Genomic DNA, 12,883 nt, shown 5'->3' with positions numbered 1-12,883 from the left:
CTTGATACTCCAGGGACGAAGCATCTGTGATGACTTCAATTGATGATGCGTTAAGTGAGATCAGATCGCTGCGGAGCGAAATCTGGCGGTGCCGTCGACTCCTTAAAACGGACCTACCTGGCGCGGAGCGCGAGGCCGTTGAGAATCGTCTGGTTGAACAACTTTCTGCCTTTGAACGGCTCTTGTCGACGGCGTTTCCTTTGACCTTGAGCCCGAAACGGTATTCGGCCAAGAGCATCACGATCGGGCAAACTGATTCCCTTGAAGCACCCATCGACAACGCCGCAATGGCATCAAGCAGTTCCTTCGGGAAGTCGATGGGCGGATAACAAAAGAGGTTTCCTGCTCTATCTGTATCTTGAGCCCGGCAGTCGAAATCAGGCTATTCTCCAGCTGAGAAACCTGACGAAGAGCACGACGGAACAACCTCCAACGCTAACGTTCCGGCGATGTTTTGCCAGTTATAGCCGACTTAGCCACCTGCCGGAAAATACTTGGTTGCCGACCACAACGCCATAGATTGATGGGCAGCACGAATTCCTGCAGATGTCCTGCCGTAACCACCGCAGTTACGCAGATTGTCCTTCCGACCAGCTACGACCAAGCCGATGGCAATCTCACGGCGGGCCCAAAGTCGGCGGATCGCTGCAGCGCTGAAGAACGCAACTGCTTCAGTACGAAATTGAAGTTCAGAGCGCATTGCAATCTCGTATCACGCGTGGGCGCACATCGATCGCTGATCGGGGCTAATCGATTCACGGAGCTCAGCCCCCGGATAGATGAACTGCGGCGCGGCCGGCTGATGCTTCAGCCCGATCGACTTTAGGCCACGCTGGCCAAACTCTGGCCCGTAGGTCTGAACACCTCACTGTCGCTCAGTTTCTGCAACTGCCACTCGGACGCTTCACTCTCGATGGAGGACGACCGGAAGCCTATTGAGACGCCGTCTTGGTCCTTCGTTTCTCTCCGCCGCAATTGGCATCATGCGGCGGCATTCGCCGCGTAAATTGTTGAAATTGTCCCTAAGGCAAAAGATGGCTACCTCCACATCGCGAGGCCCTCTAAAGCGGTCACAGAAGCGCATCACGTCTAGTCTGCATGACATTAAGACTTGCTCGGCCCCACGATCTCGCGCACGAGCTTGTTCTGTGCACCACGTGGCTGCGATCGCGATCACGATCGCAGCGAGGGCGGATGCACAGCAATGCGCATTGCAAATCCAGCTCATTCGTCGCTCTTGATTCACCAAACCTGTCTTAAGCCGCATATCCTTCACTATTATTCTTTGCCCCGCGAGCGAAATCTGTTTGCCGGATTGGGCGCCTCGGCAGCCATGATCGAGCCTGCTGCGGGGCAGCCGCAATGATTACGGCCTCCGAATCATCGTCCCGCCACGCGCAACGCGCTCTTGCGAAGACGGAGGTACGACAAGATCGGCCGTTTAGAGCATGTGTGGCGATGCTGTCTCCCCGGTGGCGTTCTGCTTCGCAATGCCTACAACCTGACGCCACGGTCGATTCAAGCACTTTGAGCGTCCGGCAGGTGTGAATACGTGCTGAGACGGGCTTACCCACATTGGTGGCAGTAGGACGAACTCCCGACAACTGCACGCCTGACTGACGGCCTTCAGGTAGGAACGTCACCGATGTTGGTGGCGATTAGCTTAGTGTGGGGGTGGAAGGCTCAAAGCGCACGCATCGAGGCGAGCAGCGACAAGCTGCGCCGGCGCAGCTCGCTTTGTTCGCGGTTTCAGCCAGCTGACCTGCAGAGTCAAATAGTGCCGTACGGGTGAGTTTCCGAGAAGCACGGAGGCTTGGAACCGACAGGCCGGGATTCCTGTGGCTGGATGATGATTTGTCGCACCCGTCACGTACCGTCGATTCGACAGCCTCAAGCCGCTCGCTGCAATTCACAGTGCGCAATTGCATGAAACCAGCCCATCAGGCTTCGCCCTTGGGCCCTGGCACGCCGGTTGCTATAGCACCGGCGGAGCGTCGGCCTGGGTGCAGCCTAGCCTAGCATACGGAAGACACCATTCGTTGACTGCTGCACGTCGTTCTGGGGGCGGACGCGGACCGAGCGCTATGTTTGCGATTCCAGGATCTAGGAGAAAAGCGAGACATCACATGAGGACAATAGTGTTAAGCGAGCTTTCCAGGGCCTGCAGGTTAAGTGTTGTGGCGTCAGCCATTCTGGTTTCCCCAGCAGCCGGCGCCAATGAGGATCTGATGCGCGCCGCCAAGCGGATTTTCAAGCCGATTCCCTCAGTCGTTCCAGCGGTGAAGGACAATCCTATCACCCATGAAAAGGTCACGCTTGGCAAATCCTTGTTTTTCGATTCGAGGCTATCTGCAAGCGGAGTTATCAGCTGCAACACGTGTCATAACCTTGGGACGGGCGGGGTAGATGCCGGCCCGAGATCGATTGGTCATCGCTGGCAGCTGGGGTCTCGTCGTGCGCCAACAGTCTATAACGCAGTCTTCAACGTGGCGCAGTTCTGGGATGGGCGAGCGGCGGATCTCAAGGCGCAGGCAGCAGGCCCTGTCCAGGCCAGCGTCGAAATGAATGCGACGGCCGATCGCGTACTCAGCACATTGAATTCAATGACCGATTATGTCGTTATGTTCAGTAAGGCTTTTCCCAACGAAGCGGTGCCCCTTACGTTTGAAAACTTCGCCAAGGCCATCGAGGCTTTCGAAGCGACCTTGATTACTCCCCACGCCCCCTTCGATCAGTACCTCGAGGGCGATGAGTATGCTCTCAACGATCAGCAGAAAGCCGGGCTAAAGCTATTCATCGAAAAGGGATGCTCCTCTTGTCACAACGGAATCAACGTCGGCGGACAGGATTATTTTCGCTTCGGCATCATCAAAAGGCCAGCCGAAAGCCAGCTTCCAAAGGAGGACAAAGGCCGTTTTGCCGTCACCAAGGACCTCGGCGACGAGTATGTTTTCCGCTCGGCGCCGTTGCGCAACGTCGCATTGCGTCCGCCCTACTTTCATTCTGGTCAGGTTTGGAGTCTTAAGCAAGCGGTCGGCGTGATGAGTGAGGTTCAGCTTGGAGCAGAGCTCAGCGATGAAGAAACTGACGAAATTGTCGCCTTTCTGAATTCGCTCACCGGACAGCTGCCGAAGATCGAGTACCCGATACTGCCCACGCGCACCATTGCAACGCCAAAGCCCTCCTTAGACAAATAGGCCTTCAGGATAGCGACACGCTATGCGGTCCAAGCTGGAGCATTCAGCAGGCCCCAAATTGCGGGCGAGCCCCAACCCGTTCGTCGCCGACGCCAGAGTTCCTTAGGGGCAGGTCAAATCATCCCATCTTGGGCAGCTCAATCCTTCGTCGACTCGCGAGTCGACGAAGGCCCGCGCGCCCTGAAATATGTCCGTAACCCGTGCTGCTAGCAAGACGTTCTGCCGTAGCTCGCGGGCACCGCATATCATCTCACATCAGCCCTTTTTTCAAGCGCCCGGCCCCCGACCTTCTCCTCCGCACAGATCGGAACGTGCGCCAGATCGGATGGCATGCACTTGTCCCTCATTGAAGAGTTTTACGCTCATGTTCGCCACAGCACCATCCCCAATCCAAAAGGCGACGGATCATCCTCAGCTTCCATGTGGTAGCTCCTACATGTGCGCATGGCGACGCGAGCGTCCACAGTCCTACAATAAGATGCGGCGACTTAAGACGTCGGGTGAAGACCGATACAAAACCTCGCTTGCCGCAAGACGCGCAGAAATTCCTTGAAACGGCACGCGGATTGCTGGGTAGGAATCAACCAGTCGCCGCCAAGGAAGGAGCGCGGGGAGAGTTTCAATGAGATTTATCCGATTCATCCTGATCGATCTGGCTTTGATGTGCTCGCACCCGAGAATGCAGAAGCCATGACCGTGGCTCCCGGCGCAAACTTCAAATCGGCTAGCAAAGCCGTGGGATCCTTGATGCGGATTTCCGGCTCCGAGCCAGTATTCAGCTCTGGCCTGAGCCGACATCTTTACCGCCAAACCTCTCAAGCCGCGCCATTTGGACATTCAGCAGAAGCCGCCGGACCGGCGAAGCAGGCTGAAAACCTCGCGCTAAGGGACAGGCGCTTTGCCTCTCATTGGCAAGCGCACTGGGCAGCGTCCGACTGTCACGATCGTCGCGGCGCGGAGATGCTCAAGAAGCCTCTGATCTTAACACAGATCTGCAGTCCGCCGCCGCAGCTTACGCCCTCAGGCGAGCAGAGACGCCGTGCTGGAGCGGCACAGGCCGGATTATCTGAGGCATGGCGATCATCTCTGTTGCAGCGATTGTGCTCGTGACTTGGATGGGAAGACACAGCACAGGCGCAGGTTCATGAGAGAAGCAAAAGCGGGCTATATTGAGGTTGCGTTCAACGGCTCTCTCGCGAACATTCCGTTAGATGCGCAATTCAGGCTGCCGGCCAAAGGCGTCACGGCAATTTTTGGTCCGCCCGGGTGCGGCAAGACCACACTCGCGCGCTGCATCGCTGGCGTGCAGCATGTGCCGACTGGATTTTGTGCGGTCGATGGAGAGATTTGGCAGGATGAGACGACCTTTCGACCGCCTCATCTGCGTCCCGTCGCATATCTATTCCGACCACCAATTCCTCTTTCTCATTGGTCTGTACGGCGCACCCTCCTATACAAGGCGACAACATCGACACCAACACTAATCGATTTTGATGGAGTGGTCGAATTGCTCGACTTGTCACCGCTGCTCGAGCGTTCGCCGTCACATCTTTCCGCGGCCGAGCGACAGCGACTTGCCCTTGGCAGCGCGCTGTTGGGCCAGCCCCAGCTACTTTTGCTAGACGATCCACTCATTGTGCTCGATCGCGCCGCCAAATGCGAGATCCTGCCATTTCTCGAGCGCATGCGGGAAAAGCTCCCATTGCCGATGATCTACATCACCCAGGATTACGCTGACATCGAGCGTTTTGCCGATCATCTTGTCATGATGAAAGATGGCGTCGTGACTGCGGCCGGGCCGCTCAACGTCGTTCAGAGCGATCCGGCGCTAGCCGGGCGCGGCGAAGCGGCAGTCTGTCTTGATACCTTGGTCGGCGGTTATGACGGGCGCTATGGGCTGATCATGCTTCGCCTCAACGGGGCGCGCCTTCTGATACCTGGAGTGCCGCTTAGACCGGGCGCGCAGCTGCGGCTGCGCATCGCAGCCGGCGATGTCAGCATCGCGTGCGAGCCCCCACGTGCAAGCTCTATTCTCAATGTATTTCCGGCACGCATCAAAGCCTTTCTGCCGTTCAACGAGGCGGAGGTCACCTTGGCTCTGGCTCTTGAAACTGGCCGTTCCGGCGTGCCGCTTTTGGCGCGCATCACGCGCCGCTCCTTTGATGCGCTACGGCTCAGCAATGGGGCGAACGTTTTTGCGGAGGTCGCGCGCGCCGTTCCGCTAGCGGCTGCCGAGCGGTGCTTGCAACGCCTGCCACGATCCGCATGAGAGCGTTCGACAGCATTGCCCCGATACGAGAAACACATTAACAGGAACCCGGCCGTGATCGATAATCTGGATGAGATAGATCCGAATAGTGTGGGGGCTATTCTCTACCGTCCAAAAGACGATGTGGATAGGCTACTCGCCGATTTCGCGCAGGATATCGCGCAGCAAGGGGTACGCATCGGCGGCATCGTGCAGCGACACGCGAGATGCGCAAATGGCACGCACGTCATGCTCGCAATCGACGTTGCGACAGGACAAGAGATCTCGATTTCCCAGCCACTCGGCAGCGGAGCTATGTCCTGTAATCTCGATACAAATGGGCTTGCCGAGGCCGCAGCTGTCGTTTCCCAGGCACTTCGCAAAAAGATCGATCTTCTCGTGATCAACAAATTCGCCAAACAAGAAGCCGCTGGCCGGGGCCTGCGCGCCGAATTCGTTGACGCGATCACCCAAGGCGTACCAGTCCTGACAGCCGTTCCGAAAAAACGCCTTGGCGACTGGCGAACCTTCACCGCGGGCGTTAGCACGCTGCTGCCTTGTGATCGTCAATCCTTGGAGCAGTGGTGGCGCGAGATCTCAAGGCGCCGGGCGCGCGGGGCCATCAGCACCAGCTCCGGTTATTTGGGGACGATGATACCGGATCGCTTGATGACGACGATGAGACTGTCGACAACTTCGTCCCCGAAATCGCCCATCGGGCTCTTTCGCCGCCTCCGAAAACAGCCTTAGCTCTTGCGTCCGCTCCCACGCTCTGCGTCCCGCGATGCCTTGCGAACGTGCCGATTGCGGACCTTCTATGGCGAGCGTTCAACCAGCTGCCCGTTCAGCGGCGCTGTGTTGCGCATGCTGCTGAACGGCCTTGTCCCGCAAGTCAGATTGGTAATCGGTTGCGGCCGAGCCAAGATGAGCGTGCGGAACATGGACGCTATAACGCGTGCGGCTGAAGGAACTGTACCGCAGGTTGGACCTTGGCGGCACCGGAATCGAACCACCAATATCCTTACGGCGGATATTTTCATGCGACGGGGCGGCTGGAGCCTCGGGGGAACTCGCCTCAGGCAAACTCTGCTCAGAAGAGCGGAGCTGCAGCTCGTCCAACTGCTGCTCGAAGCCAGCTTGATCCGGAGGCTCGGCATCGGCCTCTTGCGCACGCTGCTCATGTTGCTCGGCGCACCAGCGCATCCAATAGTTCGGATCCTTATAACCCGGCTCCATACCACTCTCCCTAGATGGCATAACTCTTCATAGCCGCCCCAGAGTCACACTCGTGTGCACCGACCATGTGGAATCCAGCTCAAAAAACCCGACCGACGAGATCGATGCCTGAACAAACGAGACCTCCATCACACGCCGCACCAAGCTCGTGCACTACTCACACCTGCCCAACCTTCTGCAGCAGAGCGCCCGCTCCTGAGTGGCATCGTAAAGCCGAAAACGCCGAAAACAGTCCAAGATAAACTAAAGCCAACTTGCCTCATTCCAAGAGCAACGGCGTTCGTGCACTACTCCCCCCGGGCAAGGCCGCATGCCGCACATCTGGATCGAGATTGGGCTGATCAATTGCCGCTGGAAGACCCACCGTCATTTGATACTTGCAACGGAACGTCCCGCTTCGCATTCGATTCTTCACGCCAATGCCCTCACATCCCCGACAAATCGGGTCGTGCCTGCACAGCCACATGCTTAACGCACCTAAGATCTTGAGACATTGAGGTCTCTCCTTCTCATAAAGGAGCTTCAGAGTGATCGCCGCATGTATGATCCAGACTGTACAACCTGACGCCACGTAGAGTCCAAGCCCCAATCGCCGCCGAAGGCGAGCCCGGTTGGCTTTGAAGCGTTTCAGGATCCGGCAAACCCTCGAGCCTGGCGATCTAGCGCCGCTTGAAGCGCCTCAATGCGCGAAGCGCCGTAGCCTATGATTACTCGCACCTTGTTTGGTAGCCGCGAGCATCTGGCCTTACTGGCGCAATCTGTTGTCGCGGCGATACAGCCGCTCTTGTTTGCGCTAGATGCTACGAACCTCGCGCCTCGTCAGGTTCCATATTTCCATTAGATCTCGGCAGGCCGGCAATCAATTATCACATTGATGGCGAGATGAGGAAGTTTGCTCTAAGGGACGCAGAACGGTCTTTGCCCAGACGCTTGCAGTGCGAACATCTCAGGCGGCCGCGCAAAGCAAGACTGTTTTCATGAGCCTTGGTAAGGAAGCGCTTGGCTACAGATTTTTCTCGGATCGACGCTCCAAGCGCCCGGGTATGCCTGTATCAAAGCCGCTTGACTCCACTCCTGAGAACGCATGGCACATAGCTTGCTTCAACAGTGAAGCCACTTTCTACAGAGAGCGAATTTGTGAGGACAGCATGCTCGGAATTGGAAGTCAGTTGCCGCCGTTCGAAATCACAGGCGTGAAGCCCGGTTTTCAAGCGCAGGAAGAAGGAGGACAGAGTGCATTCGAGACGCTGACCGAAGCGAGCTTTCCAGGAAAATGGAAGATCATCTTCTTCTATCCCAAGGATTTTACCTTCGTCTGCCCGACAGAGATCGCTGAGTTTGCCCGGCTTTCCAAGGAATTCGCCGACCGCGACGCGGTGGTACTGGGTGGTTCGACCGACAATGAGTTTTGCAAGCTCGCTTGGCGGCGCTCACATGTCGACCTACACGAACTTCCAATCTGGCAGTTTGCCGACACAAAGGGAACGCTCGTCGACGGTCTTGGCGTGCGTTCACCCGAAGGGGTTGCCTATCGTTACACCTTTATTGTTGACCCCCAAAATACGATCCAGCACGTCTATGCGACGAATCTCAGCGTCGGGCGCAGTCCTAAGGACACGCTCCGCGTTCTAGACGCGCTGCAAACCGACGAGCTCTGTCCCTGCAACCGCGAAATCGGCGGCGAAACCTTGAAGGTTGCTTGAGGCAGAATGTCGTCGATCAAACAACTAAGCGACCAGATTCCCGATTTCGCGAAGGATGTCAGGCTGAACTTGACCTCCTTGATGGCCGATGAGACGCTTTCGCCACAACGAAAATACGGGCTGCTGCTGGCGAGCGCGATTGCCACTCGCAATGCAGTCCTGATTGCCGCGATGGAATCGGCTGCGTCCGCTGTGATGACATCTGTGGCGATTGCCGCAGCGAAAGCCGCAGCCAACCTCATGGCAATGAACAACGTTTACTACCGCTTCGCTCACCTTGTCTCCAACCCGGAATACAAAACGATGCCGCCACGGCTGCGTATGAACGTGATCGGCGATCCCGGCGTGGACAAGTCCGATTTCGAGCTGTGGTCGCTTGCGGTCTCCGCCATAAACGGCTGCGGTGCCTGCATCGATGCCCATGAGAAGACACTCAGAGCCGCTGGCGTCAATTCCGAAGCGATCCAGACCGCCGTGCGCTTTGCCGCGATCATGCAGTCAGTGGCAATCGCAATCGAGGCCGCCGGGCCCGACCCCTCTCAGGCGAGGGGCTGATCCTTCCTCTACCATCCGGCTGACTGCGTTGTGGCGCCACTCAGTGAGGTCACAACCAGTCCTTCGCGGCTCCCGAACGAGCGGCACATCTGCACGTTATGGCTTGTGCGGCGTTCCCCCGAAGAGTGTCTTGCTCGACGTCCCGGCGCCGCGCAAGTGACGCGGAATGCGCCAATGATGCGGTGAAGCCCTATCGCCTAACTCGGTCGCACCACGGCTCTGTTCCACTATCAGCCAAACTTGAACTGCACTCCATATCCGCCGCGCGGATGGCTCCATTCGATGTCGCCGGTGGGCTCGGCGATCACGCGGCAGGTACCGCACTCGATGCAGCCGTCAACTGTTATCTCGACTTGGCCGTTGTCGTTTAGCTCGTAGCATCGCGCTGGGCAGGCTTTCAAAAGTGCAAGGAGCTGCGGCGATGGCGTCGTGTGCGCACGGACCTTGACGTGAGGGTGACCGATGTCGACAAGATAGCGATTATAATACAGCTTGTCTTCGACGCGGACTGGCGATTCGACATTCATGCTTTGACCTTCCATTGTTGGGCTTCACAACTGTCGCGGTCAGCGCCAGGCCCGGGCAAAACGACAAGCATCACCGAACAGACCTGCCCATGACCGCGCCTTGACAAAGGATTTCAGGGTCGCCTTCTCCTTCTCAGCCTTGGGCGTACCATCGACGCGCACGAAGTTTTGCATCGCCTTGGAGATGAGCTGCGGATAGGTGAGAAAGAAGTTTTGTGACTGGGTATGCATTAGGGGCGGCAAATCCTTGTACTTCTTTAGATCTTTGATGACGAAGGAATCGTCGAGCATCTTCTTGTAGATCGACAGATTTGCTGCACTCATCGGCTCGCCGCGCGATTTCACCAGACCTATCGCTTCGGCGGCGATGCGGCCGGAAGTCATCGCGAGATTGGAACCCTCACGATGAATGGCATTGTTGAGTTGGGCCGCATCGCCCACTACGACCCAGCCTTCCCCATACAGCTGCGGGATCGACTTGTACCCGCCTTCAGGAATGAGATGGGCCGAGTACTCCTTGACTTCGGTCCCTGCTACCAGGGGTGCCACGGAGGGATGGCTCTTGAATTGATCGAGCAGGCCGTATGGCGTCTGGCCCGTGCGCTGGAAGTCGGCGACGAGACAACCGATGCCCAGCGAAATGCACTCTTTGTTGGCATAGATGAAACCCATTCCGGTCATGCCGCGGGAAATGGTACCGGCCGCCTCGATCACGACGCCTTCATCGCCCTTGAGATTGAAGCGCGCCTCGATAGTCTCGCGGGGCAAGAAGTGCATCTCTTTCACCGCGAGCGCAACGTTGTCGGGTCTCGGCCGCGCGCGCAGGCCCGCGCGCGTCCCGAGCAGGCCATTGACCCCCTCGGCCAGCACGACGACATCGGCATGTATTTCGCCATCTCGGCGATCTGTACGAACACCGACGATTCTTTCACGCTCGTCCCGTACGAGCTCGGTGACGGTCGTCTCGCACAGTAAGGTCGCGCCAGCCTCCCGCACCTTGGAAGAGAACCATTTGTCAAACTGGGCGCGTATAATCGTGTACCTGTTCGGCCGTTCCTCGTTGAATTCGTCTGAACGGTAATGCATGCCGACATGGGAACGATCGTCCATCATCCAGAACCGCTGCTCAATCACGTGACGTTCGAGCGGCGCCTCCTCTCGAAACTCGGGGATCAGCTTTTCCAGCATGTCGGCATAGAGGATGGCGCCCTGCACATTCTTCGATCCTGGATATTCGCCCCGCTCGAGCTGCAGCACCTTCATGCCGCGCTTAGCCATGGTCAGTGCCGCCGCGTTGCCGGCCATACCGGCTCCAACCACGATCGCATCGAATCTCTCTTCAATCATCATCATCTCCTCTAGACGGCGATCCGGGCGCGCGAGTTCGGCAAAAGGCGGGCGCGAAATGCGGCCGTCAGCGCGGGTAGCAGTTGGATGGCGTCGCTCACGATCGCGAGATGGGCAAAGTCGAAGATCGGAGCATTCTTGTCAGTATTGACGGCGACGATCAAATCCGCGCCCTCGACGCCAACGCGGTGCTGGATCGCTCCGGAAATGCCGGCGGCAATATAGAGCTTTGGCCGGATGGTTTTCCCCGTCTGGCCGATTTGCCGGTCAGACGTAACCCACCCTTTTTGTACCAGAGGACGCGAGCAGCCATATTCAGCGCCAAGCAGAGTTGCGAGCTCGCGCACCAACCGAAAGTTCTCAGGCGATCCCAATCCCAGGCCGCCCGCAACCACGACATCGGCATAGGCCAGATTGGAGGTTTCTGCATCGCGGTCGGGTAGAAACGACAATACCTTTGTGGCAATATCATCTTCGAGAAGACCGAGCGGATGGACGATGATACGAGCGGCATCGCGTACGACGCGCTCAGGCATCGGCATGACCCGCGGGCGGACGGTTGCCATCTGCGGACGATAATTCAAGGTATAGATCGTGCAGAGCAGCGAGCCGCCAAAGGTCGGACGCGTCGCCGCGAGCGAACCATCGGCGTCGACGTCGAGCGCGGTGCAGTCGGCAGTGAGCCCCGTCGACAGAGTCGTCGCCACGGAACCTGCGAGATCGCGACCGAGCGTCGTCGCCCCCAACAGCAGGATCTCGGGCTTGTAGGTGTTGACGAGTTCGGTTAGCGCTTTGGTATAGGATTCGTTTCGGTAATCCGACAAAACGTTGTCGCTCACGAGGTAGGCCAGATCGGCGCCATAGCAAAAGGCGTCAAGCGCGGCGTTACGTGTGTGCTGCCCTTCCGGACCGATAACGACAGCGGCAAGATTCACCTTTAGCCTGTCGGCCAGCCTGCGGCCCGCACCCATGAGCTCCCATGAAACCGGATGCACCTGGCCACGCTCCAGCTCGACGAAGACCCAGACGTGCTTGTACGCCTTGAAGTGCTCCGGCAGTTCTTTTTTGGCTGCTGCGCGCCCGGCCGGCGCCGGCATGATCGTTCTGGTGACATTGCTCATACTCTAAATTCCCCTCAAAGATAGGCGCGCCCGCGCCACAGGTTGCTTTTTAGCTTCCTTAACTGAAGATCACTTTTGGTCGGCAAGTGGCCGGCTGCTCTGCCCCGTCTGCTTGGTCCGACCGGCCTCACAACAAGACGCGTCGTCGCGATAGATGTACCGGTCCGGCCGGATTTGGCGAGGTCTTCCACACTGAACGCTTGCGCGCCGCGTTTGACGAGCGCCACCGCGGTGGCCAGGGCGCCGCGGTGATTCTGACCATTCGCTTCCATGCCCGAGTTGGCGATTCCGTTCGCTGCGCAATACTTGCGCCTCTGTTTCCGCCCACCAGCTCCACATTGACTGTGACGACGAGCGCGATACCGGCGACGCACCCGTCACGCGATCCATGCCGAGCCTCCAGCGCGGACAGCCCGTATGGGCCGACGTTGGCCCTCTTCCTGACGCATGTTGCTATCCAGCATGAGCTGGATACAAATCTGAGCGAAATCCAGGGCCGATTTGATGCGGGCGACGCTGTGCATACCCTCTCCAGGTGTAGCGCGAACGGGCGACTTATCCATTGACCACCATCTCACCGTCCATATGGAGCCTTGATCGCGTCAAAGTCCGTTTCGAGCGGACCTGGCGCGATCGTACGCCACGAGATGATGGCGCAGGGCTCGGCAGGCACTAAAAGTAGCATCATGGGTCTTCCTTCAATCTCATCTCGGACGACTACCATCCGTCGGCATCGACGATCGGGTCGGCAGGACAGCAGCAAGTGTCGTACCAGTTGCAAAAAACACTGAAAGTCAGTCGAAAGTAATGGTTTGGCAGACACTTGAAATCCGCTGATACCTGGACACGACCAGTCCAGACATGGGTCGGGAATACGACAGCCGCTCGGGTGATAGCTGCAGAGAGTTGACCCGGATAAAGACGAAGGCCGCACATCGGGTTGCCACGG

The 12,883-nt window shown here is 57.9% G+C and carries 12 protein-coding genes; 7 read left to right on the top strand and 5 right to left on the bottom strand.

Annotation, left to right across the window (positions count from 1 at the left end):
* Positions 1 to 29 precede the first annotated feature (29 nt).
* On the top strand, positions 30 to 329 hold the full coding sequence (locus WN72_RS08475; RefSeq protein WP_244553898.1) for a hypothetical protein: 300 nt from the start codon (positions 30 to 32) through the stop codon (positions 327 to 329).
* A gap of 143 nt (positions 330 to 472) precedes the next feature.
* Here the strand turns inward: WN72_RS08475 and WN72_RS08470 are convergent, their stop codons facing one another.
* Positions 473 to 700: a hypothetical protein gene (locus WN72_RS08470; protein ID WP_143130757.1), complete on the bottom strand. Its 228-nt coding sequence runs from the start codon at positions 698 to 700 to the stop codon at positions 473 to 475.
* A 1,426-nt stretch (positions 701 to 2,126) separates the two neighbouring features.
* Here WN72_RS08470 and WN72_RS08465 point away from each other — a divergent pair.
* The 4 genes from WN72_RS08465 (at position 2,127) to WN72_RS08455 (ending at position 6,195) form a co-directional block, all read left to right on the top strand.
* A complete protein-coding gene (locus tag WN72_RS08465) occupies positions 2,127 to 3,197 on the top strand; it encodes a cytochrome-c peroxidase (RefSeq protein ID WP_092218288.1) in 1,071 nt (356 codons plus the stop codon).
* Between the two features lie 1,144 nt (positions 3,198 to 4,341).
* Positions 4,342 to 5,466, top strand: coding sequence for a molybdenum ABC transporter ATP-binding protein (gene modC, locus WN72_RS08460; RefSeq protein ID WP_092218325.1), 1,125 nt, complete (start codon positions 4,342 to 4,344; stop codon positions 5,464 to 5,466).
* Positions 5,426 to 5,524, top strand: coding sequence for a cytochrome c3 family protein (locus WN72_RS47740; protein ID WP_430640386.1), 99 nt, complete (start codon positions 5,426 to 5,428; stop codon positions 5,522 to 5,524). The genes modC and WN72_RS47740 overlap by 41 nt, the downstream gene beginning before the upstream one ends.
* Complete coding sequence (locus WN72_RS08455) at positions 5,521 to 6,195, top strand: DUF2478 domain-containing protein (protein ID WP_092218289.1); 675 nt, start codon at positions 5,521 to 5,523, stop codon at positions 6,193 to 6,195. Before WN72_RS47740 ends, WN72_RS08455 begins: the two co-directional genes overlap by 4 nt.
* Before the next feature lie 78 nt (positions 6,196 to 6,273).
* Here WN72_RS08455 and WN72_RS08450 read toward each other — a convergent pair whose 3' ends face one another.
* Entirely contained in the window at positions 6,274 to 6,681 is a 408-nt protein-coding gene (locus tag WN72_RS08450) for a hypothetical protein (RefSeq protein ID WP_092218290.1), read from the bottom strand.
* A 1,148-nt stretch (positions 6,682 to 7,829) separates the two neighbouring features.
* Between WN72_RS08450 and WN72_RS08445 the strand changes: the two genes are divergently transcribed.
* Together WN72_RS08445 and ahpD are read left to right on the top strand one after the other, a co-directional pair.
* Entirely contained in the window at positions 7,830 to 8,384 is a 555-nt protein-coding gene (locus WN72_RS08445) for a peroxiredoxin (protein WP_092218291.1), read from the top strand.
* A 6-nt stretch (positions 8,385 to 8,390) separates the two neighbouring features.
* Positions 8,391 to 8,939, top strand: a complete 549-nt coding sequence (gene ahpD / locus WN72_RS08440; protein ID WP_092218292.1) for an alkylhydroperoxidase, AhpD family — start codon at positions 8,391 to 8,393, stop codon at positions 8,937 to 8,939.
* Between the two features lie 230 nt (positions 8,940 to 9,169).
* On the opposite strand, the gene WN72_RS08435 is transcribed toward ahpD, so the two are convergent.
* Genes WN72_RS08435 through WN72_RS08425 form a run of 3 tightly spaced genes read right to left on the bottom strand, consistent with a single transcriptional unit; the run spans position 9,170 to position 11,934 of the window.
* Complete coding sequence (locus tag WN72_RS08435; RefSeq protein ID WP_092218293.1) at positions 9,170 to 9,466, bottom strand: ferredoxin family protein; 297 nt, start codon at positions 9,464 to 9,466, stop codon at positions 9,170 to 9,172.
* A 39-nt stretch (positions 9,467 to 9,505) separates the two neighbouring features.
* Positions 9,506 to 10,813, bottom strand: coding sequence for an FAD-dependent oxidoreductase (locus tag WN72_RS08430; RefSeq protein WP_092218326.1), 1,308 nt, complete (start codon positions 10,811 to 10,813; stop codon positions 9,506 to 9,508).
* Between the two features lie 11 nt (positions 10,814 to 10,824).
* A complete protein-coding gene (locus WN72_RS08425) occupies positions 10,825 to 11,934 on the bottom strand; it encodes an electron transfer flavoprotein subunit alpha/FixB family protein (protein ID WP_092218294.1) in 1,110 nt (369 codons plus the stop codon).
* Positions 11,935 to 12,883: the final 949 nt, after the last annotated feature.

Source organism: Bradyrhizobium arachidis, assembly GCF_015291705.1.
Lineage (GTDB): Bacteria > Pseudomonadota > Alphaproteobacteria > Rhizobiales > Xanthobacteraceae > Bradyrhizobium > Bradyrhizobium arachidis.
Note: the sequence above shows the minus strand (reverse complement) of the source record. Positions and strands in the feature narration are given on the sequence as shown.

What these genes read in the sequence shown, in the direction of transcription:
- WN72_RS08475 (WP_244553898.1), top strand. Translation starts at nt 30, where the DNA reads ATGACTTCAATTGATGATGCGTTAAGTGAGATCAGATCGCTGCGGAGC.
- WN72_RS08470 (WP_143130757.1), bottom strand. Translation starts at nt 700, where the DNA reads ATGCGCTCTGAACTTCAATTTCGTACTGAAGCAGTTGCGTTCTTCAGC.
- WN72_RS08465 (WP_092218288.1), top strand. Translation starts at nt 2,127, where the DNA reads ATGAGGACAATAGTGTTAAGCGAGCTTTCCAGGGCCTGCAGGTTAAGT.
- modC (WP_092218325.1), top strand. Translation starts at nt 4,342, where the DNA reads ATGAGAGAAGCAAAAGCGGGCTATATTGAGGTTGCGTTCAACGGCTCT.
- WN72_RS08450 (WP_092218290.1), bottom strand. Translation starts at nt 6,681, where the DNA reads ATGGAGCCGGGTTATAAGGATCCGAACTATTGGATGCGCTGGTGCGCC.
- WN72_RS08445 (WP_092218291.1), top strand. Translation starts at nt 7,830, where the DNA reads ATGCTCGGAATTGGAAGTCAGTTGCCGCCGTTCGAAATCACAGGCGTG.
- ahpD (WP_092218292.1), top strand. Translation starts at nt 8,391, where the DNA reads ATGTCGTCGATCAAACAACTAAGCGACCAGATTCCCGATTTCGCGAAG.
- WN72_RS08435 (WP_092218293.1), bottom strand. Translation starts at nt 9,466, where the DNA reads ATGAATGTCGAATCGCCAGTCCGCGTCGAAGACAAGCTGTATTATAAT.
- WN72_RS08430 (WP_092218326.1), bottom strand. Translation starts at nt 10,813, where the DNA reads ATGATTGAAGAGAGATTCGATGCGATCGTGGTTGGAGCCGGTATGGCC.
- WN72_RS08425 (WP_092218294.1), bottom strand. Translation starts at nt 11,934, where the DNA reads ATGAGCAATGTCACCAGAACGATCATGCCGGCGCCGGCCGGGCGCGCA.